Origin of the sequence: Cognatiyoonia koreensis (assembly GCF_900109295.1) — a bacterium.
Taxonomy (GTDB): Bacteria; Pseudomonadota; Alphaproteobacteria; order Rhodobacterales; family Rhodobacteraceae; genus Cognatiyoonia; species Cognatiyoonia koreensis.
Window position 1 is genome coordinate 1,131,428 of record NZ_FOIZ01000001.1, and the last position, 19,538, is coordinate 1,150,965.

Sequence of the window (19,538 nt, forward strand, 5' to 3'; positions counted from 1 at the left end):
CCTAGGCTCTATTTCACAAAACTTTTAAAGGCGTTCTGCCCCTCATTTGCGACAATGAACGGCCCAATAAATCAATGACTTAGCAAGAAGAATTGGCTCCCGTCCGATATCAGCGGACGGGATGCACCTTCGGTCAAATCAAGCCATCTGATTCCGGATGGCTCTTGTATTACTCGCGCCGGTTCAGGCGTTCACATCCACGACGACCCGACCTTTGACCTGCCCCTTGAGAATGTCCGAACCGAGCTTCGGGAGGTCTTCGAGCGTTGCTGGCTGTATCATCGCCTCAAGCTTATTCATTGGTAAGTCCTTCGCGATACGCTCCCATGCCCGGACACGATTGTCGTAAGGTTGCATGACACTGTCTATCCCAAGCAAATTCACGCCGCGCAACAGGAACGGGATGACCGTCGCCGGAAGCGCGGCACCGCCTGCCAGTCCTACAGCCGCTACGCTTGCCCCGTATTTCATCTGACCGAGCACACGAGCCAGCATTTCACCGCCGACGGCATCGACACAGCCCGCCCAGCTCTCACCTTCCAGTGGACGTTTTATTGTTTCATTCAATTCATCACGCGGAACGATCTGGGTTGCGCCAAGGCTTTTGAGGTAGTCGGCTGTCTCGGGGCGCCCGGTAACAGCGGCAACCTCATATCCAAGGTTGGCAAGAATAGCAGTGGCTACCGAACCGACACCGCCAGCCGCACCTGTTACCAACACCGGGCCGTCCTTGATGCCGTGATCTTCCAGTGCCATCACGGCCAACATTGCTGTGAAGCCAGCCGTGCCAACTGCCATCGCTTGCCGCGCGTCCAGACCCGCTGGAAGCGGTACCAGCCAATCAGCCTTGACCCGCGCCTTTTGGGAATAGCCGCCCCAATGCGCCTCGCCAACGCGCCAGCCGGTCAAGACGACAGCGTCACCTGGTTTGTAGCGCGGATCGTCTGAAGCACTGACCGTCCCTGCAAAATCAATACCGGGAATATGGGGATAATTGCGGACCAATCCGCCGCCCGGACCGATGCACAGCCCGTCCTTGTAATTGACGGTCGAGTAAGCGACGTTCACTGTCACCTCGGCGGCCGGCAGTTGATCCTCGCTCAGTTCCTGCACCGATGCGCTGGTCTTACCTTCGTCGTTCTTTTCGACAACCAATGCTTTGAACATGGCCACTCCCTTCAATTCTAGATCCAGAAGTTCTCTTGAACTTCTGCGTTGAACGTTCCGTCTTGGGTAAAGACCGAAAGCTCGGTTCCCGCATCCCAATGTGTCATGCGTACCATTCCGATCGCAACATTGGTTCCATAGTCGGGCGACTTGGCAGCAGAGGTCACCTGCCCGACTTTCTTGTTCTTTGCCATCAATGGCCACGGACGATCGCACGGCGGCAAATCACCGCTCACGCTTATCGGCCGGATTTGCTGGTTCGGCCCTTCCCTTGCAACTCGCAATAGCGCATCGCGCCCGACACATCCAATCGCAGTTTGGGTCGAACAGAAGCGGCCCAGTCCACATTCATGAGGTGTGTTCCAGCGAGTCATATCATTTCCATAGGACAGCAAACCGCCTTCGATCCGTTCGATCAGGTTCGGACATCCCGCACGGACATCCAAGTCTTTGCCAGCTTCCATCAGCGCATGCCAAAGCGGCATTCCGTTTTCCGTACCGTCAACGTAAATCTCGAAACCGCCTTGCTTAGAATATCCCGAGCGCGCAACAGCCATGCTGACACCATTAAAGTCAAACCAGCCAAAACGGAAAAATTTGATGCTGCGCACCGCATCGCCGAATACGCGCACCATCAGGTCATCGGCGAGTGGGCCCTGCACACCAAGCGGCGACACGTCGGGTTCATCGACCAGAACGTCAAGTCGATAGCCATAGGCAAGGCCCTTGACCCAGAACAGTAGATCACTGTCGGCAATTGAAATCCACCAACGATCCTCGGATAGCTTGAGCGCAACCGGATCATTCAACATACCACCAGTCTCATCAACGATGGGAACGTAATAGCACTGCCCCGGGAGCATGCCACGCAAGTCACGCGGGGTCAGCATCTGCATAAGGCGCCCTGCGTCAGGACCCCGCAATTCTATTTGGCGCTCACATGAAACGTCCCAGATTTGAACGGCTTTCTTAAGGTGGTGGTAGTCCTCGACAACACTGTCAAATACCGTGGGCAAAAGCATATGATTATAGACAGTGTAGCCTTTGGCACCGGCAGCTTCGACGCCAGCAGAAAACGGTGTGCGCCGGATACGCCGGGACGGAGCGATTTTTGCCATCAAAGGCTTCCTCTCAGGTTTTTCTTGCACTCTTTCGGGGGCGTGCCGCCTTGAGCATAAGCAGTGACTTTACAGGTTTTGCAGTAATATTCCGCCAGTGACACAGTGTCGTTCCCGGTTGGGAGCCATTTGCACTGGCCCCGGTGCATGATCCTACTTTGCGGTCCGGACCCAGAGACAGAGCTTGGCTTGGAGGCGCGCCAAATAAAGTATGCACCAATCAGCGCAAGAAGGATTAAGACGACTGGCATCAGTGACGGTCCAAAAGTGCTGGGATATCTGTTGCTGGCAGTGTTTGGCCGGCAGCGGTCAACATCGCATGTACCTGTCCACGATGGTGTGTCTGATGATTAAAGAAATGGGTCACACAGACCCACATCCGATCGGTCTTTGCCTCGCCGTTGGTATTGGTCCAATTCAGATCGCCAGCCAGATCGATTGCCTTGAGGTGCCGTGCCCACTCTGTGATGCGTCCGTCCATGCGGAATCTCTCGGCCGCCCAGACGGCTTTGGTTGGCGTCAGATGAACGCTTTCAGTGATGCCACCGGGGGGTGCCTCTCCCATGTCGAAGCGGCTCATCCAGATCATATCACCCCAAAGCAGATGGTTCAGCGTCGCCATCACAGACCCAAAGAACGCACCCCGGTCCTTGCGCAATTCAGCATCAGACATTTTATCAACAACGTCTCGTAAACCGCTGTTCTGCCACGTATTATAACGCGCCATCAGTTGACAAAATGCCGGATCGATCAAGGTTTGGGGCCTTTCCAATCGATCGGGCAAACTTCGGCTGACTTCCCGCCGAAGTCCCAGACACGGCCATAGTCGCGCACTTTTGATTTCGTGCCAGCAGCTGCAATGATGTCGGGGCCCATCCAATACTTCGAATTGGACACCATGACCGGATGATCGGGATCGGAACCCTTCATCATTTCGATCTCGCCCTGAATTTTGCGGCCTATATAAATGCCGCGTTTGGTGCCCTCACGGACGATCTCGACCTTCTCGCGTTCGGCACCGATTATTTCCGATACCAGCATCGTGAACAGACCTGTCGTGCCTCCTGCCTGCCCGCTGAAGATTTTGAGAATTCCGTTATAGGCCTTCTGCGTCGCGCGCTCATCGACATATGCCGCGACTTTCCAGTTTCCTTCCGCCATGCGGCCCGGGATATCGACCAAAAGGCCAACGTTCAGGCTACCAAGGTCCTCGCCTTCGAAATGTCCTTCATCAATCGCGATGGCCATCCATGCGTGGCAATGCCCCTCTGTCGGTGGGTGCGCGCCAAGTGAAACAACACATGGGCAAAACAGGGTACATGAGCAGTTGAGAAACAGCTCACCCTTGATGGCCCAGTCGGTCGGCTGCAGCTTGCGTCGCTTGGGATTGTCCATGCGTTGGTCGATCCGCTGCGAAATAGCGATCTTGTCAGCGGGTTTTCTTGTCTTGTCAGCCACTTGTATGTCCCTTCTAAAGCGGCCAAAAGGCCAAGATACTGCCAGCAAGGATCAGAACGACCCCCGCAGGCTTTGTCAGATGATGCCCGATATCCGGTAGCTTTTCAAAGATCATGAACAACGTCGCCAGCCCCATCCATAAGAGGGACATTACGCCTCCAACGAAACCAAGCGCCATAAATCCCCAACAACAACCCACACAATAAAAACCAAGCCCAAGGCCCATCCGCAGTCCGCCGGCAAACCCTGTCCGCCAATGGCCAAGGAAGTATGTCATTGGGCTATGACATACGCCATGGCAGACCTCTTTCGTGCGCGTGAACTGGAACCCGCCCACCACGAAAAGCAACCCGACGGACAGCCACTTCGATGTTGCAATCCCAAGCATGTCAATTGCACCCAGCATCAACAAACCTTGTTGCACCGAAGCGATAAGCGCCGCAAAACCGACCCAGACCACGAAGTAGCCGATGAGAACGCCGATCCAACCTGACCGAGTGCCATCAGCGCTGACCATGAGCCGTTCATATGTGTTCAGCGTAGGTACCATCGTTGGCAGCATCATCGCGGCCATCATGATTGCCCACATTGCAAACAACCCGCCAAAACGAGTCATGCTGCCATCGTTCATAACCATGCCGGAAGGCCGACCGACCAGATCAAGGCCCATAGATGTGCTCATCATGTACATCATTGCCCACGCCATAAGGATGAGCCCGAAAAACGCCAGCCAAAGAGATGTGCGGATAAGCTGCTGCAAAACGGTCCTCCCAACCGAGTCATTGCTTGCAAAATGATATGTCAGACAATTAAATGTCTGACAAATGAAAATTGATCCCACGAATCCCGCCGATCTGTCCGCACAGATTGCAGAACAGATCAAAGCTGCGATCATTTCAGGTGATCTGCCGGTCGATGAACGCCTGCCCTCAGAGGCCGAAATGGCTGATCAGTTTCAAGTGTCCCGGTCAACCGTACGCGAGGCACTCAAACGGTTAGGGGCGCAATCTCTGATCCGGACGCAGCGTGGTGCCACAGGGGGTGCTTTTGTCAATCGCTTGACTTACGCACAGGCTCACGGACAACAAATCACGACGTCCACCCTGCTCCTATCGATGAACACAGTAAGTTTTGCGACAGCGTGCGAAGCCCGCTATGCGCTCGAACGCGCATGCGCCCCGCTTTCTGTTATGCGCCGCACGGCGGATCACCTGGCGACAATGCGGACCGAAACGTACCGGCAAGCGCAACCAGGCCTGACGGACGAGGCATTCTGCGCCAGTGATGTCGCCTTTCACAGGGCGTTGGTGGATGCGGCACACAATCCTGTTTTGTCGTATCAGCTGGCGGGGGCCGTCGAGGCGATGCAACCGCTGATGAACATGATTACTTTCTCGGCCCGCTCGCGCGAAAAAATTATTGCCCTGCATACAGCGATTGTAGATGCTATCGAAAAACAGAATGCGGCCGCAACCGATACGCATCTTGCTGAACTTGCAGCCTATACGAATGAACTCGCACAGAACGTTTTTGCAGCGCGCAATGCTCGTGCGAGCGAATGAGACTTGTGGGCCTCTACTGGTCGGCATAACGTTCGCTGCACACTATCCATAACGGGAGATTGGATGATGAAATTTGCCGCCTTACTTGGCGCCGCGTCCCTTGTGGCGCTTGCCTCTGCAACAGCCGCGCAAGACACGGACTTGCTAGTTTTTGACTACCCTGGTTTTGAAAACCCTGACTTTCATGTGGCCTATACCGAAGAGCATGGGGCCAGCCCGTCCTTCTCGTTCTTTGGTGATGAAGACGAAGCTTTTCAAAAGATCCGTTCCGGCTTTGAAGCGGATGTATCCCATATCTGCGCAGGGTCCGTCACGAAGTGGAGCGAAAGCGGCATTCTCGAACCTTGGGACACATCCAAGATTACTTCATACGCTGAACTTGATGCGAACTTGACAGGAACCGATGTTGCCGCAGGTGAAGCCGTCTATTTTATTCCGACAGATTTTGGCTCTACTGCGATTGCATACAACCCCGAAGAAGTTCCTGCCGAAGATGTCGCATCGCTGGAGGTCTTCAAGAACCCGGCTTATGCAGGCCGCATGACGCTGCCTGACAATGTTGATGACGCCTATGCGCTGGCATATCTGGCCACTGGCGTCGCTGACTGGACGAATGCAACCGACGAGCAGTTCGAGGCCGCATCAAACTGGCTGCGTGAAGTACATCCAAACCTACGCACATACTGGACCGATCCAGCAGAACTGGCACAGCTTTTGTCATCTGGCGAAGTCCTGGTCAGTTGGGCTTGGAACGAAACATACCCGACAATGGTCGAAGAAGGTCGCCCTATTGCGTTCCAGCGCGAAGCGACAGAAGGATCTTCGCTTTGGCTGTGTGGATACGTCAATCTCAAGGACGGTCAGGGCAACGAAGACAAAGCATACGACTATTTGAATGCGATGCTGGGCGAATCTTCGGTCGTGCCCCTTTTGTACGCGGGCTACGGCTCTGCCAACAAGGTCGCACTGAACGCGCAAGTTGGTCTTGAAGAACTTAAGGCCGCCGGCTTGGAGCCAATCGAAGTTCCTGTTCTGGCCCAACTTCCGATGTCCAACGAAGCCCGTGAACGCCAGGCCGAGACATTCGAATTGATCAAAGCGGGTTTTTAGGTCCGTTTGACGTAGAATTCAGGGCGGTCCCAAACGGGGCCGTCTTTTTTATTGGAGCGCAATGCACACCGTCATCAAAGACTGGAATCTGGCGCAACCGATCCTGAAGGCGCAGACAGATATCGCCGACATCTGGCAAGTGACCTGCGCCGACGGAAAGATTGCCGCGCTCAAGTGCTATCACAATAGTGACATGAAAGACGAAGGTCCGGGATTTGCGCTTCTGGCGGCAATGAAAGGTCAGACCGCGCCAGTCATTTACAATCAGATGAATGGGGCGGTTCTGATGGAATGGCTCGAAGGGCCAACCCTTGGAGACCGGAGCCGGGGCGGCGACGATCTTGGGGCGGGTATCGCGCTTGCGGCGGCGGCAAAAGCATTTCATGCGCAGGCGGGGAATGCGCATGTGAAACTCCCACTTTGGGTGGATCAGGTGTCGCAATTGTTCTCGATGCGCTTCGCACCGGAATGTTCGGACCAATTGCGAGCCCACATCACCCGCGCGAGTACCATCGCGGTTACGCTTCTACGCACACAATCAGAAATCACGCAACTCCATGGTGATCTGCACCATGACAACATTAAGATGACTGCACGTGGTGCCGTCGCTTTCGATGCGAAAGGGTTGCTGGGGGATCCGGCTTACGAACTTTCTCAGGCTTTGTTCAATCCACTCCATAGCCCGGACGTATACAGACCAGACCGGATTGAATCGATGTCAGACATTTCGGCTGCTGCGCTTGATGTTTCGAAACGTCGACTGATTGGCTGGGGCATCGTGAAATGTGCGCTGACAACGGTGTGGACCGCGGACGGTGCGGTCAAAGAGCAAACGCAACCAACAATTATGGGTCCCCTACTTGATATCTGGGACCGTGAAGGAAACTAAGCCATGGAAATTCTCAACTACATCTTCGTCGCACTGTCGATCGGCTTGGGCTGCTTCGGTTGGTTGGCACCAAACTACACCATGTCGGCGCTTGATTTGAAACCCGGTGATACGACCATGGGCACCTCCGAAATCCGTGCATCTGCCGGTTGCCTATTCGTCGGTCTCGGAGTCGGTGCATTACTAATTGGAACGCCGCTTGGCTTCGCTATGATTGGGTTTGCTTGGACTGGTGCCGCAATTGGTCGGATGACGTCGATTATACTCGATGGACCAACACGCAAGAAGTGGATTTACTTTATCGTCGAAATATCAGTGGGTTTGCCAGCAATCGCTCTGAACTGGCCCGTGTCCTAACAAAACGGACAATCAGACAACGTCTACGTCATTAACAAGTTGCAGGATCGTGATGTCGTCAACGATGACGCGATCCCCTTCTCCTAGATTGAAATGAACATCATTGCCAACTTGGGATGCAAATGCCAACGGATCAAACCCACTTTTGAAGCCGTCGAATTCCAGCGTGTCGATGTTGTTCTGAAAATCAACGATACGGTCACGGTCTTCACCCTTATCGAAATGGAACGTGTCACCGTTGGGACCGCCAACCACAATATCGTTCCCAGCACCCGGATCAAAGAAGTCCTGTCCCGTGCCTCCATAAAGACTGTCATTTCCACCACGCCCAAACAGGCTATCGCTCCCACCATTGCCTTTTAGAATATTAGCGCTGTCTGTGCCCAGCAGGACATCTTTGCCAGCGTTCGAACCCGACGCGCTTTCGAATCCGCTGATCGTGTCATTGCTCGCCCATGATCGTGACGCTTCATTGTCGCGTAAGTCGATCCTTACGCCGCCGCTGCTCTTGATATAGCTGATCATGTCCTCGCCGCTGCTTCCGGCGAAGGTTTCTTGTCCGCCGCCCGCGAGCACGTAGTCATTACCAGACCCCAATTCGATCCGATCCGCTCCAGCGCCGCCATAAACCTTGTCATTGCCACCATAAGTCTTGATCACATTGCGTCCGCTCGACCCGAAGATCACATCATCGCCTGTCGCAGATCCGGATACGCCTTCAAAGCTGCGGATCACGTCATCTTCAGCTTCGCCACCGGCAGCTGTGTCGCGTGCAAGGTTGATATGCACGCCTTCAAAGCTTGACACATAGCTGATGTAGTCATACCCCGTGCCGCCGTAGAAACGGTCATCCGAGAACCGCGCGGTTTGACCCTCCTCACCATAGGCCCGCACAAAATCATCGCCATCGCCAAGATAGATTCGATCGCCGCCTCCGCGCCCATCGACACGGTCATCACCGCCATAGGTCTTGATCAAATTGACGTCGAGAGTTCCATAGATGACATCGTCACCCTCACGCGAGCCACCGATTCCGTCAAAACCGCGTATGATGTCATTTGCCGCCCATGACCCATCTGCAAAGTTGGCCTCCAGATCGATCCGTATGCCGTTCGGGCTGTCGATATAATCAATAAAGTCATTGCGGCCATCCGCGTAAAACTTGTCGGCACCTCCCCCGACGCGGACGTAATCATCGCCGCTCCCGCCCGCATAGACCGTATCATTACCTTTTCCGTCAAAAATGCGATCATTGCCGTCACCGGTATAGATCGTGTCATTGCCGTCTTCGGCACGTACGAAATCATTGTTGCGCCAGCCATAGATCAAATCACCGCCGTTCGTCGCATTGGTGACCACTGCTTCGTAGGACTCGCTCCACCGTGCCTCATAGCTTTTCGTGCCATAAAGATACTTCAGCGCTGCCTTGTCGACTGATCCCAATGTCGTATCATCATGCGACCGGTCATAGGACATCACTGTAAATTCGCTGTTGTCTCTTGAAGGATCAATTGTCGGTGTGCCTTCAAACGGATGTTTGAAGCCGATCGCGTGTCCAATTTCGTGAAGCAGAACGGAATACCCGTCACGCCCCGGAGCCATTGAACTGCCACTGCTGTAGAAGTTCGAATTCATGAATACATCGCCGTCGATGTCATCTTCATCAAGGCTTCGGTTCGGCGGGAAATAGGCGAAACCAGCAAGATCTTGGCCAAATCCCGTTGTCAGCCCGGACATGTCATAGAGCTGAAATCGGATGTCTCCTCCGACGTCGTCGGGGACTTCGACGAATGTGATGCCGCCTGCCTTTTCCCATTCGTCTAACGCGGTGCGCACATGTTTGCGATGCGTTGCATTCATGGCTTCGAAATTGGACCTATCGACGGCGTCCAAGTAGTCAGGCGGGTTTGTTGGAAAACTGAACGTGACCACGGCGCCAGTACCGATTGGAGCTTCACCAGTCCATTTGAACTCTCCGCCGTTGAAAAGAAGGGATTCAATATCGTTGGAAGGCATGGTCGGCTTTCTGTCGCAAAATTTTCAGCCTGTATGGCTAGCCGCTTTCCGAATGTCTAATCAGACTCGATAGAACCCCTCAAAATGTCGCAGGCCTTGCAGGATACCGCTCATGAGCCTACATTGAAGATGTCCTTAGGGACTATGGACATAAACGCGCTCGTAATAAGCGGATCGGACCCGGGGGCGGTACCCGGCGGCTCCACCAAACATCCTTCATTTGGGGATCATGGGGCCGAAATAGGATCGACGAACGTCTAAAGGGGTTTGCTTTGTTCCGGTGAGATACCACCGTTATCGGTTCAAAATGTATAGTTGCAAATGACAACCATGCTCCAGTTGCGGTTGCTGCGTAAGCAGTACCCAATACTGAAAACTTAACTCCTGCGGTTTAGCGACCACAGGCGGGGTTCGCAGGTACCTGGCAACAGAAACCTGCACTTTCCCCTCCTCACTTCCGAAATACTTGCATTCACCGACGGTCCTGCGCACGGTATTGCAATGAAACTTCTCGCGACATTCGGCCTTGTTTCAGGCCTGATTGCAGGTCCAATAGCGGCTTGTGATACAGCGCTGGCCCTGACTATAGATGTCTCGAACTCTGTCGACCCGGGCGAGTACCGCCTGCAGGTCGATGGCATGGCGGACGCCTTGCAAGACCCGCAAATCGTGGATGTCATGGTGCAGGGGGAAGTGGCGATAACTGTCATTCAATGGTCAGGCGTTGACCGCCAGACAGTTTCAATACCTTGGACCAGAATTCGCACGGCACTTGATGCAGAGGCACTTGCAACGCAGGCACGTCTTGTCGAGCGCGCTTTCGTCCTGTCGGATACTGCACCTGCCGAAGCGATTTTTTATGCTTTAGAACAATTCGACGATGTGCCGGACTGCGAGCGTCATGTCATTGATGTTTCCGGCGACGGAACACCCAATTCAGGAAGTGATGTCCGCGTAGCGCGCGCGGCAGCAGAACGCGCCGGCGTCACGATCAATGGAATTGCGATCGAATCGATGGGCTTGGCTATCACGGGTTTTTACAATTCCAGCCTTGTCACACGGAATGGTTTCGTCATCACAGCAAGAACGCACCGCGAATATCCTGAAGCAATACGCATGAAGCTCCTGCGCGAATTGGCGCGGGTGTTCGGTTGACCCAACGCGGCACCCTCACTAACCTAAACGCGTGGGGCCAGCGACTGCCTCGCGAGGCCGCGGCCCAAAGCTCGCATCCTTTCTGAGTCTTTCCAAGGATGCCCCCATGTCGACCCTGAACAACATTTCACCAACGCAGCTGTTGCGTGTGATCGGCACGCGCTTACCGGCACTATCAGCCACCCATCTGCAAGATACGGACCGCTGGGTCACGCGCCACCGCCCCAAAATTGACCGGATCGCCTGCGCTTGGCTTGTCCTGCGCTTTATCAATCCTGACGCGCAAATCATGTCCGTCCCACCGGCAGTAGTGCCCGGCGTCGCTGAACGCTTTTCCGCGATTCTCTTCAATGTGGCGGGTGTTACGCTGACCCACAGAGGAGACAGCTGCACGTCCGATACGATCATTGCGGATTTCAAGCTGTCGCGCCCGGCACTGGACCTGCTGGCTGCCGTGGTAAGGGCCACGGATACCAATCAACATCAGGCTTGCCCGCAGGCCGCCGGATTGGTTGCCCTTTCAGTTGGCCTGTCGGGAATGCACAAGGACGACAACCAGCAGCTTGGTGCCGCCCTGCCGCTTTGCGATGCGCTTTTTCGCTGGACGCGGGACGGATTTGTGGAAAATCATAAATCGACACTGAACAGTCGAGCCGATGCGTAGGACGGGTGAGCTTTTTACGGTATTTGGGCGCATCGGGCTTTTGTCATTTGGTGGGCCTGCTGCTCAAATCGCACTCATGCACAAGGAACTTGTAGAAGACCGGAATTGGCTTACTGAAAGCCAGTTTTTGCGGGCCTTGTCGTTTTGTATGCTGCTGCCTGGGCCTGAAGCCATGCAATTGGCGACATATGCAGGCTGGCGGAGACAGGGAAACATCGGCGGACTCATTGCCGGATGTTTGTTCTTTGTTCCCGGCGCGATCGTCATCCTCGGTTTGGCATTGGCTTACGGTGCCTATGCAGACCTATCAGTTGTTCAGGCCGCATTTGCAGGGATCAAGGCCACGGTCGTCGTGATTGTGATCAACGCCCTGCGCAAAGTTGCATCAAAGGCGCTCAAGACAAACGCCAGTTATGGCATCGCCGTTTTCTCTTTTGTTGCCCTATTTGTTCTAGACCTACCATATCCCTTGGTGATCTTTCTTGCTGCACTTGCCGGCATCTGGTTGCCGAAGGTGGAGACTATCGCAGTAAGCGAACCTGCTCCGTATCACCCCACGCATTTCTTCAAGGTTCTTGGTATCGGTAGCCTCTTGTGGGCCGCTCCGGTTGTTGTGGCATGGCTCCTCGGGGCGTCCTTTTTGGTCGATGTCGGTCTCTATTTTTCAAAACTTGCAGTTGTAACTTTTGGTGGTGCTTACGCAGTACTTGCCTACATGACGCAAACTGTCGTCGGGGATTTCGGATGGTTGACGACAGGTGAGATGATAGATGCGCTTGGCCTTGCAGAAACGACGCCTGGGCCGCTGATCCTTGTGACGCAATTTGTCGCTATGCTTGCTGGTCTGTCACAAGGGGGGATCGGCACGGCACTGCTTGCAGGATTGCTGACACTTTGGGTTACTTTCGTGCCTTGCTTCATCTGGATTTTTGCGGGTGCACCATTGATCGATTGGCTGGAAGGACAAGCCAAGCTTCAGGCTGCGTTGTCAGGGATTACGGCAGCAGTCGTCGGGGTAATCGCAAACCTCTCTCTCTGGTTTGCGATGCATGTGTTTTTTCAGAATGTCGTTCAGGCCGAGGTGGGACCGCTACGAATTTCAAGTCCTGACTTTGTGACAGTGCAGTGGGCGGTCGTCGCGCTGGCTCTTCTTGCGGGTGCACTGATTCTTTGGCGCGGTTTTGGGATTGTATCAACGCTGGCAATTACAGCGGGCACTGCATTGATCTTGTCTTTGGTGGGAATGCTCTAACCGCTCTTTCATCCCAATTCAAAACCGCTATGCTGTCGGTAACGGAAGCTGCAAGAGAGTAAGGCGTCCCATGTCGGATTCAATTGACTATGGAAACCTGATGCACAGGGCCATGCGCGGTCTCATCCAGAATGTCCTGACACGAGTGGCAAAAGACGGGCTTCCCGGAAAACATCATTTCTTCATCACATTCGACACGATGCACCCCGATGTCGAGATCGCCGATTGGCTATCCGACCGTTATCCAGGTGAAATGACAGTCGTAATGCAAGAATGGTTTGCTGATCTTCACGTTTCCGACGATGGATTTTCGGTCACTCTCAGCTTTGGAGACGCGCCAGAAACAATCTATATCCCCTACGACTCGATCAAGACTTTTGTTGATCCTTCTGTCGAATTCGGGCTTCGTTTCGAAACGCAGGATGACAGCGGCGAGATCGACGATGATATTCCCGAAGCCCCGATGGAAGAAATGGTCGAAGAACAGACGAAGTCAGCGCGCGGAGATGCCGAAGTCGTTTCACTCGATCAATTCCGTAAATCCTAACTTTTCCCTTCTTGCAGTCGGTAAAGTTGAACGCTAATCGGCATACAGCCGTATACAATTGGAGTCTCCCATGACCAGCACCCGCACCGAATCCGACAGTTTTGGCCCATTGGAAGTGCCCGCAGATCGTTACTGGGGCGCACAGACCCAGCGGAGTTTGATGAATTTTCCGATCGGATGGGAAAAACAGCCGGTCGCAATTGTGCGCGCACTTGGGGTCATCAAGCAAGCCTGCGCAATTGCAAATAAGGAACGCGGAAAGCTGGATGCCGAAAAAGCAGACGCGATCATTCAAGCTGCGTCTGAAGTCGTCGCAGGCCAGCTCGACGACCATTTTCCTTTGGTCGTTTGGCAAACGGGGTCCGGGACGCAGTCCAACATGAATGCGAACGAAGTCATCTCGAACCGGGCAATCGAACTGCTTGGCGGCACAATTGGATCGAAAGATCCAGTGCACCCAAACGATCATTGCAACATGGGACAATCCTCGAACGATACATTCCCGACCGCAATGCACATCGCGGTCGCGACGACGGCCAAGGACGTTTTGATCCCTGGCCTTGAAAAACTGCATGCTGCTTTGGAACAGAAACAAGATGAATTCAAGGATATCATCAAGATCGGGCGCACGCATACGATGGATGCGACGCCGCTGACTCTCGGACAGGAATTCAGCGGCTATGTGCATCAGGTTGCCATGGGAATTCGTCGCGTAAAAAGCGCCCTCCCCGCCATCTATGAACTGGCACAGGGTGGCACAGCGGTCGGCACTGGTTTGAACACGCCGAAAGGTTGGGGCGAAACAGTTGCCAAGCATATGGCGGATATCACAGGTTTGCCCTTTGTAACAGCACCCAACAAGTTCGAGGCACTGGCAGCTCATGATGCCCTTGTTGAAATGTCTGGAGCCCTCAAGACAGTTGCTGCATCGCTCTACAAGATCGCATGCGATATCCGCTTTCTCGGCTCCGGCCCACGCTGCGGCCTTGGTGAGCTGATGTTGCCCGAAAACGAACCCGGCTCATCGATCATGCCGGGGAAAGTGAACCCGACACAGGTCGAAGCCATTACCCAAGTCTGCGCGCATGTCATGGGCAATGACGCGGCAGTCGGTTTTGCTGGCTCACAAGGGCATTTCGAACTGAATGTCATGAAACCTATGATGGCTTACAACGTTCTGCAATCCATGCAACTCATTGGAGACGCCTGCGGGGCATTCACAGACAATTGTGTCGCTGGCATCAAAGCCGACGAAGATCGCATCGGCAAACTGATGCGGGAGTCGTTGATGCTTGTCACAGCACTTGCCCCGACAATCGGCTACGACAACGCAACGACGGTCGCAAAGACCGCACACAAGAACGGAACCACTTTGAAGGAAGAAGCGATCAAGCTTGGCTTCGTGGATGAAGAAACCTTCGAAAAAGTCGTGCGCCCCGAGGACATGATAGGTCCGAAATGACATCGCCGATCAACCTGAACAAGGCCCGCAAGGCAAAGATGCGGGCTGACGACAAAGCAAGGGCTGACGCAAACGCTGCCAGGCACGGGCGTACGAAAGCACAGCGTCTGCTCGAAGCGACGCAGAACGAGAAAATGCAACAAGTTCTGAACAGCCATCGGTTCGAAGAAGAATGACGGACAAGCGCCCTGCAAAACGGTCTTTGACCTTGCGGGGTCACAGAACCAGCGTTTCCCTTGAAGATGCGTTCTGGAAAGAATTCTGTACGATCGCAACAAATCGCGGCCAGGCGATCAACGCACTGGCCGCGGAAATTGACGAAGATCGCGGCGATATTGGGCTCGCTTCTGCGATCAGGCTATTCGTATTGCGAGATGTACAGTCCCGTCATCCTTCTGACGGGTAAAGTGCACCGCGAATGATGCACATCGTATCATGTTCAAGTTTTTCAGAGGCCCGAAGCGCTTCTGCCTCGGGTGTTGTTTCGGACGGATCAGAACCTTCGACTTCCGTGTTCAGCAGTTCTTGAATGTCCGAACGCAGCGCAGGTGCCGGATCATACGGATCAAAATCCGTTTCGGTGATCTCATGCGTCGCGCGCATGCTCCGCCACGACCGCCCCATCGCACCCGCGATTTCGGAAATAGATGTACCAGCAAAATTCATTCAGCCGTTTCCCCAAATAAAACGGCCCCCACACAAGATTTATAACACAATCCATCCGAGGTTTCGCCGCAAAGTTGCCCCATTCTGAACTGCAAGATTGGCAGAACTACGTTAACATGTTGTTTACGTTCAATATTGTTCGGATCTGAAATGCGGCAATCATGTTGATGCCTATTTCCGCTTGTTTCACTCCTGAAAACAACGGATCCAAAATAGGTCGATCGTTCAGGTGATGGAAACATCTGACTGTTCACGCGGAACGAATCGAAGCCACACCCCGTCCCTCGCGCGCACGGTGAGGTGGGCCACAGGAACCGGTTCTTTGTCTGCAACCGCGTCGAACCGATACGCACGTAAAAGCATTGCGATCAACAGCACGCCTTCGATCATTGCAAATCCCGCCCCTGTACAGACGCGCGGCCCGGCAGAGAACGGGATAAATGCGTTGCGCTGGCAGGTCTTTCCATTCTCACTGTGCCAGCGCGTCGGATCAAAACCGTCCGGATTATCCCAAGTGCGGTTATGCCGGTGCAGATGCCATGGCGATATCACAACCTGCGCGCCGGGCTTCACAGCTCTTTCCCGAAGGGTTTCGGGGCATGTCGTTTCTCGTACCATCATCGGAACAGGCGGATAGAGCCGCAGCGCTTCACGAAACACATCGCGGGTCAGCTTCAATTTAGCGACACTGCCGAAATCACTGCTCAGTTCCTTCGCTTCTTCTGCCAGCTTGTTCTGCCAATCTGGATGTGTCGCCAGAAGATACAGGGACCATGAAAGTGCGGCCGCGGATGTTTCATGGCCTGCAAGAAAGAAGATCGCGACCTGATCTACCATTTCCGCCGCATCAAAAGTTTCGCCCGTCACTGGATCTGTGGTTGTCATGATCTTTGTTGCGAGATCATCCGGCGCATCCCCCTGCGCGATCGCCGCAAGACGATCTTTGGTCAGCTTTGTGATTAGTTTGCGTATCGCAGATGCTGTCTGTTTCGTACGTGAATTGAAGAACCGTGGCATCCAGCGTGGAACTCTGACGAATGCCGCGAGATTCAGGATCGGCTGCGAACGCTGGTACGCTTTGAACTGATCAAACACCTCGGTTGCAATGGCGTGATCGATCGGAATTGAAAACAATGTCCGAAAAATAACGTCTGCCGCCGCATGACTGGTTTCTGCCTCGATCTCTTGCGGTGTCCCGTCAGCTAGGGGGGCCATCCGCATAACCGCAGCTTCACCTGCGGAGTACATTGCAGGAAATGTATCTTTCAGCCGCCCCCCCTCGAAAGCCGGGTCAATGATGCGTCTTTGTTTCTTCCACTGTGTGCCGTTTGTCAGGAACACCGAGTTGCCCAAAAGTGGTCGCAGCCCGGCACCAATACGATCCGATTTTGGAAAATCATCAGTGCGCTTTTTCAGAACAAGGTCGACAAGTGCGGGATCGTTTATGAGATAACTGCGAAAGAAGGGCGTTCTGAACTCAGCCATCCATGCGCGATAAAGTTTCGCGGGCTGCGCTGACAGGATGTCGGCGCGAAACAGCTTCATATAGCGCCAAAGCGATACCTTGTCAGGGCGCGGCGTCGGCTTGGGCGGTCCGGTCATGCGATAGACGTGTGTTTGGATGCGGGCACATCGATTCTTGATTTTGACGGGGCACGGCCGCGGTATCGATCGGCAAGTGTCAAAGGCCCCGCCGTGATCTGAAAATAGTCATAATCCTTTGGACGGTCAAATGCGCATAGATACTGGAAATGAAGCCGAAAGAACTTCCAGCGCAACTCTTGCCAGCGTTCAGGCGTCAGCGACTGTGTAAAAGCTGCTGAAATGATCAAGGGCCACTTCTGACCTTCCTGCGGTGCCACACCAGAGACAACCACTGGATCACAAAGCGCGAACGAACAACCATCACCAGGGGCGGACACATCTACCCATGTCAGCGTGTCCTGCATGCAGAGAAACTTTAGATCATTCCGCAGCCGTTTGGCCGATGGCAGAAAAGACACCATCGGGACCACCTGCCCCAAAGACAGGAACGCAAGCTTCGGCCCTTTTGTTGGCACGCGACCTGCCCGGATCAGATCGGACAGGATTGAAACTGCAAGATGTGCGCCGGACGAATGCCCAACGACGAGCACTTCATCGACGTCATCCTGCAGGGCAATCGCAATGATTTCTCCGAACTCCGACATGCGCCTTTCAAGCGGGGGCGGATTCGCCCCTTTCCAACGCGCCGAGAAGGCATAGTCATGCATCAGATAGTAAGCGAAAAATCTTCCGTCCTTCGATTTAAACCATCTAAGGATGAAAACCGTGACACCGATCCAGACGGCATAGACGAGGAGGTTTCCAATCAACGCATAGACGTAATTGAAATCTGCGAGTTCGACTGGCCGCTCCAATCCAGTCCCGAACATGCCATTCAAAAACCGACCTGCACGGACAAGCACCCATTCGACGGCGGACGAAAGAACAGCACCCGACACAATGGCAATAAGCAATTGGAGGAGAAGCATTCCAATTGGATAGAGCGCGGCAATGACTGGTCCTTTGCGCAACCACATGAGCCGGCGAAGGGCACCACTTGCAACGTATGTCCAAGCTGTACGAACAAGCTGCCAATATGTTCCCGCGATGCTGCCTGACATGCTTTCACGGACGATATCTGACCAGACCAGAACCTCTATATCTGCTTGCACATAGTCTTCGTCGATCAGCGCATCGACATGCCAGCCGTATAGATCGCCGCCCTGCTTCGGCTTGATCCCGATTTCATAGTCCGAAATCCGTGCCTGTTCCGCAGATTCCTTGCGGTAAAGCTCACGATAGCGGCGTGGATGAATCGGGTCATATCCGGGGATATAAAAGACCCGACGCTTGCTGACCTTGCCATGTTGCGGTGCGTTCATCTGCTCTGCCCGACTTGTTTGGCTGCAGTCTAATGCAAGATTTCGGCGAAATTAAGCCTTAGCCAAGGGTTGCAAGGGCCGGAAACTGTTCAAGCATCCAATAGCTGAAGGCCGTAAATTGACCGGTCAGCATCAAAAGCCCCACCGTCCACAACAAAAGCCCCGAAGTCCGCTCGATCTTTTCCATGTGGCGTTTCATCCACGCCATCGGTCGTTTGAGGCGGGGAAAAAAAGCTGCAACCAGCAGAAACGGAATCCCAAGCCCGAGAGCGTAGAATGCAAGCAGTGTAGTGCCACGCACCAGATCACCTTCTGTCGCCGCAAGACCGAGGATCGTGCCAAGAATGGGCCCGAGGCAGGGTGTCCAACCAAAAGCAAATGCAAGACCAAGAATATAGGCGCCAAGCGCTGATCCACCGCGATCCCCGGTTTCGATCCGGACTTCCCGGTCTAGAAATCCAAGCCGGAACACCCCAACAAAATGTGCACCGAATATCATCACAATGATGCCGGCAATCGTGACGAACCAATCCTGATAAGACAGCAAGACGCGTCCCATGGCTGAAAATGCGAAACCAAGGAGAATAAAGATCGTCGACAGTCCCAAGACAAAGAACGCCGAGGCGATGAAGACACGCCTGCGCGACGCGCGTTCCTCCTCCATCTGATCAACAGAGACGCCGCCCATGAAGGCCAAGTACGGCGGAACGATCGGCAAGACACAGGGACTGAGAAAAGACAGTAAGCCTGCGGCAATCGCAATCAGGATTGCCGGAATCAGTGTCGCGTCAAGAAGTTGCGTGGCTTCGAACATGGACTCTTCCATAGAAGATGAATTCGACCACGTCACGCCTTTCACAGTCACAGGTATGTTTACAAGATGTAACATCGCCCCTACGTGATCGATATGGAAACTGATCTTGATGCTGTCGGGCTGCTGTGCCCCCTTCCCGTCCTGAAAGCACGGAAACGTCTTTCGACCATGGCTGCAGGAGAGTTGTTGCGCATGCGCGCCGATGATCCCGCAGCGATTGTGGACGTTCCCCATTTCTGCGCAGTGTCAGGGAACGAGCTGGTGTCGCAAAGCGATGAAGGATCGGTGCAGGTCTATGTCATTCGCAAATCCTGATCAGCTGTCGGATCTGCACTCAATCATAATTTACGCGGCGAGTGAGACATAAATGATAAGGGAAGTGACGCTGTCCAACA

At 54.0% G+C, this 19,538-nt stretch carries 22 protein-coding genes and 1 other RNA gene; 13 read left to right on the forward strand and 10 right to left on the reverse strand.

What is annotated here, in order from left to right:
* Window positions 1–183 precede the first annotated feature (183 nt).
* The 5 genes from acuI to BMY44_RS05680 all read right to left on the reverse strand — a co-directional run bounded on the left by acuI (window position 184) and on the right by BMY44_RS05680 (window position 4,449).
* Window positions 184–1,167 (reverse strand): acryloyl-CoA reductase, encoded by a 984-nt coding sequence (gene acuI, locus BMY44_RS05660; protein ID WP_089991325.1) that lies wholly within the window; start codon window positions 1,165–1,167, stop codon window positions 184–186.
* Window positions 1,168–1,184: 17 nt separating this feature from the next.
* Entirely contained in the window at window positions 1,185–2,285 is a 1,101-nt protein-coding gene (locus BMY44_RS05665) for a dimethylsulfoniopropionate demethylase (protein ID WP_089991328.1), read from the reverse strand.
* A 250-nt stretch (window positions 2,286–2,535) separates the two neighbouring features.
* Entirely contained in the window at window positions 2,536–3,012 is a 477-nt protein-coding gene (locus BMY44_RS05670; RefSeq protein WP_089994604.1) for a DinB family protein, read from the reverse strand.
* A 23-nt stretch (window positions 3,013–3,035) separates the two neighbouring features.
* Window positions 3,036–3,680, reverse strand: a complete 645-nt coding sequence (locus BMY44_RS05675) for a DUF1326 domain-containing protein (protein ID WP_242650545.1) — start codon at window positions 3,678–3,680, stop codon at window positions 3,036–3,038.
* A 76-nt stretch (window positions 3,681–3,756) separates the two neighbouring features.
* Window positions 3,757–4,449 carry a DUF2182 domain-containing protein gene (locus BMY44_RS05680; RefSeq protein WP_423219746.1) on the reverse strand — a complete coding sequence of 231 codons (693 nt, stop codon included), beginning with the start codon at window positions 4,447–4,449 and terminating at the stop codon, window positions 3,757–3,759.
* 118 nt (window positions 4,450–4,567) lie between these two features.
* Here BMY44_RS05680 and BMY44_RS05685 point away from each other — a divergent pair, with 118 nt between their 5' ends.
* From BMY44_RS05685 to BMY44_RS05700, 4 genes are all read left to right on the forward strand, one after another.
* Window positions 4,568–5,305: a FadR/GntR family transcriptional regulator gene (locus tag BMY44_RS05685; RefSeq protein ID WP_089991335.1), complete on the forward strand. Its 738-nt coding sequence runs from the start codon at window positions 4,568–4,570 to the stop codon at window positions 5,303–5,305.
* Window positions 5,306–5,371: 66 nt separating this feature from the next.
* The gene (locus BMY44_RS05690) at window positions 5,372–6,415 is read left to right on the forward strand and encodes a type 2 periplasmic-binding domain-containing protein (protein ID WP_089994607.1); all 1,044 of its coding nucleotides are present in this window, start codon (window positions 5,372–5,374) and stop codon (window positions 6,413–6,415) included.
* Between the two features lie 61 nt (window positions 6,416–6,476).
* Window positions 6,477–7,304: an aminoglycoside phosphotransferase family protein gene (locus tag BMY44_RS05695; RefSeq protein WP_089991338.1), complete on the forward strand. Its 828-nt coding sequence runs from the start codon at window positions 6,477–6,479 to the stop codon at window positions 7,302–7,304.
* A gap of 3 nt (window positions 7,305–7,307) precedes the next feature.
* On the forward strand, window positions 7,308–7,661 hold the full coding sequence (locus tag BMY44_RS05700) for a DUF4345 family protein (RefSeq protein ID WP_089991340.1): 354 nt from the start codon (window positions 7,308–7,310) through the stop codon (window positions 7,659–7,661).
* 12 nt (window positions 7,662–7,673) lie between these two features.
* Here BMY44_RS05700 and BMY44_RS05705 read toward each other — a convergent pair whose 3' ends face one another.
* Window positions 7,674–9,677, reverse strand: a complete 2,004-nt coding sequence (locus BMY44_RS05705) for a matrixin family metalloprotease (RefSeq protein WP_089991343.1) — start codon at window positions 9,675–9,677, stop codon at window positions 7,674–7,676.
* Window positions 9,678–9,769: 92 nt separating this feature from the next.
* Between BMY44_RS05705 and ssrA the strand changes: the two genes are divergently transcribed.
* The 8 genes from ssrA to BMY44_RS05745 all read left to right on the forward strand — a co-directional run bounded on the left by ssrA (window position 9,770) and on the right by BMY44_RS05745 (window position 15,163).
* Window positions 9,770–10,119: a transfer-messenger RNA gene (gene ssrA, locus BMY44_RS05710) on the forward strand.
* 59 nt (window positions 10,120–10,178) lie between these two features.
* Window positions 10,179–10,832 (forward strand): DUF1194 domain-containing protein, encoded by a 654-nt coding sequence (locus BMY44_RS05715; protein ID WP_089991346.1) that lies wholly within the window; start codon window positions 10,179–10,181, stop codon window positions 10,830–10,832.
* 106 nt (window positions 10,833–10,938) lie between these two features.
* Window positions 10,939–11,496 (forward strand): chromate resistance protein ChrB domain-containing protein, encoded by a 558-nt coding sequence (locus tag BMY44_RS05720; protein ID WP_089991349.1) that lies wholly within the window; start codon window positions 10,939–10,941, stop codon window positions 11,494–11,496.
* Window positions 11,489–12,748 carry a chromate efflux transporter gene (gene chrA, locus BMY44_RS05725; protein ID WP_089991353.1) on the forward strand — a complete coding sequence of 420 codons (1,260 nt, stop codon included), beginning with the start codon at window positions 11,489–11,491 and terminating at the stop codon, window positions 12,746–12,748. The genes BMY44_RS05720 and chrA overlap by 8 nt, the downstream gene beginning before the upstream one ends.
* 70 nt (window positions 12,749–12,818) lie before the next feature.
* Window positions 12,819–13,295: an SspB family protein gene (locus BMY44_RS05730; protein ID WP_089991356.1), complete on the forward strand. Its 477-nt coding sequence runs from the start codon at window positions 12,819–12,821 to the stop codon at window positions 13,293–13,295.
* Window positions 13,296–13,365: 70 nt separating this feature from the next.
* On the forward strand, window positions 13,366–14,757 hold the full coding sequence (gene fumC / locus BMY44_RS05735; protein WP_089991359.1) for a class II fumarate hydratase: 1,392 nt from the start codon (window positions 13,366–13,368) through the stop codon (window positions 14,755–14,757).
* Window positions 14,754–14,933 carry a DUF4169 family protein gene (locus BMY44_RS05740; protein ID WP_089991362.1) on the forward strand — a complete coding sequence of 60 codons (180 nt, stop codon included), beginning with the start codon at window positions 14,754–14,756 and terminating at the stop codon, window positions 14,931–14,933. The genes fumC and BMY44_RS05740 overlap by 4 nt, the downstream gene beginning before the upstream one ends.
* Window positions 14,930–15,163 carry a ribbon-helix-helix domain-containing protein gene (locus BMY44_RS05745; RefSeq protein WP_089991365.1) on the forward strand — a complete coding sequence of 78 codons (234 nt, stop codon included), beginning with the start codon at window positions 14,930–14,932 and terminating at the stop codon, window positions 15,161–15,163. The genes BMY44_RS05740 and BMY44_RS05745 overlap by 4 nt, the downstream gene beginning before the upstream one ends.
* On the opposite strand, the gene BMY44_RS05750 is transcribed toward BMY44_RS05745, so the two are convergent.
* The 4 genes from BMY44_RS05750 to BMY44_RS05765 form a co-directional block, all read right to left on the reverse strand.
* Window positions 15,145–15,423, reverse strand: coding sequence for a hypothetical protein (locus BMY44_RS05750; protein ID WP_089991368.1), 279 nt, complete (start codon window positions 15,421–15,423; stop codon window positions 15,145–15,147). The genes BMY44_RS05745 and BMY44_RS05750 overlap by 19 nt on opposite strands.
* A 225-nt stretch (window positions 15,424–15,648) precedes the next feature.
* On the reverse strand, window positions 15,649–17,025 hold the full coding sequence (locus tag BMY44_RS05755) for a cytochrome P450 (protein WP_089991371.1): 1,377 nt from the start codon (window positions 17,023–17,025) through the stop codon (window positions 15,649–15,651).
* Entirely contained in the window at window positions 17,022–18,329 is a 1,308-nt protein-coding gene (locus BMY44_RS05760; protein ID WP_089991374.1) for a hypothetical protein, read from the reverse strand. The genes BMY44_RS05755 and BMY44_RS05760 overlap by 4 nt, the downstream gene beginning before the upstream one ends.
* A gap of 58 nt (window positions 18,330–18,387) precedes the next feature.
* Window positions 18,388–19,143: a cytochrome c biogenesis CcdA family protein gene (locus tag BMY44_RS05765; RefSeq protein ID WP_089994609.1), complete on the reverse strand. Its 756-nt coding sequence runs from the start codon at window positions 19,141–19,143 to the stop codon at window positions 18,388–18,390.
* Window positions 19,144–19,236: 93 nt separating this feature from the next.
* On the opposite strand from BMY44_RS05765, the gene BMY44_RS05770 reads away from it, so the two are divergent.
* Window positions 19,237–19,458: a sulfurtransferase TusA family protein gene (locus tag BMY44_RS05770; RefSeq protein ID WP_089991378.1), complete on the forward strand. Its 222-nt coding sequence runs from the start codon at window positions 19,237–19,239 to the stop codon at window positions 19,456–19,458.
* Window positions 19,459–19,538: the final 80 nt, after the last annotated feature.

Coding starts and splice junctions, on each gene's coding strand:
- acuI (WP_089991325.1), bottom strand. CDS start 1,167: ATGTTCAAAGCATTGGTTGTCGAAAAGAACGACGAAGGTAAGACCAGC.
- BMY44_RS05665 (WP_089991328.1), bottom strand. CDS start 2,285: ATGGCAAAAATCGCTCCGTCCCGGCGTATCCGGCGCACACCGTTTTCT.
- BMY44_RS05670 (WP_089994604.1), bottom strand. CDS start 3,012: ATGGCGCGTTATAATACGTGGCAGAACAGCGGTTTACGAGACGTTGTT.
- BMY44_RS05675 (WP_242650545.1), bottom strand. CDS start 3,680: ATGGACAATCCCAAGCGACGCAAGCTGCAGCCGACCGACTGGGCCATC.
- BMY44_RS05680 (WP_423219746.1), bottom strand. CDS start 4,449: ATGGCGTGGGCAATGATGTACATGATGAGCACATCTATGGGCCTTGAT.
- BMY44_RS05685 (WP_089991335.1), top strand. CDS start 4,568: ATGAAAATTGATCCCACGAATCCCGCCGATCTGTCCGCACAGATTGCA.
- BMY44_RS05690 (WP_089994607.1), top strand. CDS start 5,372: ATGAAATTTGCCGCCTTACTTGGCGCCGCGTCCCTTGTGGCGCTTGCC.
- BMY44_RS05695 (WP_089991338.1), top strand. CDS start 6,477: ATGCACACCGTCATCAAAGACTGGAATCTGGCGCAACCGATCCTGAAG.
- BMY44_RS05700 (WP_089991340.1), top strand. CDS start 7,308: ATGGAAATTCTCAACTACATCTTCGTCGCACTGTCGATCGGCTTGGGC.
- BMY44_RS05705 (WP_089991343.1), bottom strand. CDS start 9,677: ATGCCTTCCAACGATATTGAATCCCTTCTTTTCAACGGCGGAGAGTTC.
- BMY44_RS05715 (WP_089991346.1), top strand. CDS start 10,179: ATGAAACTTCTCGCGACATTCGGCCTTGTTTCAGGCCTGATTGCAGGT.
- BMY44_RS05720 (WP_089991349.1), top strand. CDS start 10,939: ATGTCGACCCTGAACAACATTTCACCAACGCAGCTGTTGCGTGTGATC.
- chrA (WP_089991353.1), top strand. CDS start 11,489: ATGCGTAGGACGGGTGAGCTTTTTACGGTATTTGGGCGCATCGGGCTT.
- BMY44_RS05730 (WP_089991356.1), top strand. CDS start 12,819: ATGTCGGATTCAATTGACTATGGAAACCTGATGCACAGGGCCATGCGC.
- fumC (WP_089991359.1), top strand. CDS start 13,366: ATGACCAGCACCCGCACCGAATCCGACAGTTTTGGCCCATTGGAAGTG.
- BMY44_RS05740 (WP_089991362.1), top strand. CDS start 14,754: ATGACATCGCCGATCAACCTGAACAAGGCCCGCAAGGCAAAGATGCGG.
- BMY44_RS05745 (WP_089991365.1), top strand. CDS start 14,930: ATGACGGACAAGCGCCCTGCAAAACGGTCTTTGACCTTGCGGGGTCAC.
- BMY44_RS05750 (WP_089991368.1), bottom strand. CDS start 15,423: ATGAATTTTGCTGGTACATCTATTTCCGAAATCGCGGGTGCGATGGGG.
- BMY44_RS05755 (WP_089991371.1), bottom strand. CDS start 17,025: ATGACCGGACCGCCCAAGCCGACGCCGCGCCCTGACAAGGTATCGCTT.
- BMY44_RS05760 (WP_089991374.1), bottom strand. CDS start 18,329: ATGAACGCACCGCAACATGGCAAGGTCAGCAAGCGTCGGGTCTTTTAT.
- BMY44_RS05765 (WP_089994609.1), bottom strand. CDS start 19,143: ATGTTCGAAGCCACGCAACTTCTTGACGCGACACTGATTCCGGCAATC.
- BMY44_RS05770 (WP_089991378.1), top strand. CDS start 19,237: ATGGAAACTGATCTTGATGCTGTCGGGCTGCTGTGCCCCCTTCCCGTC.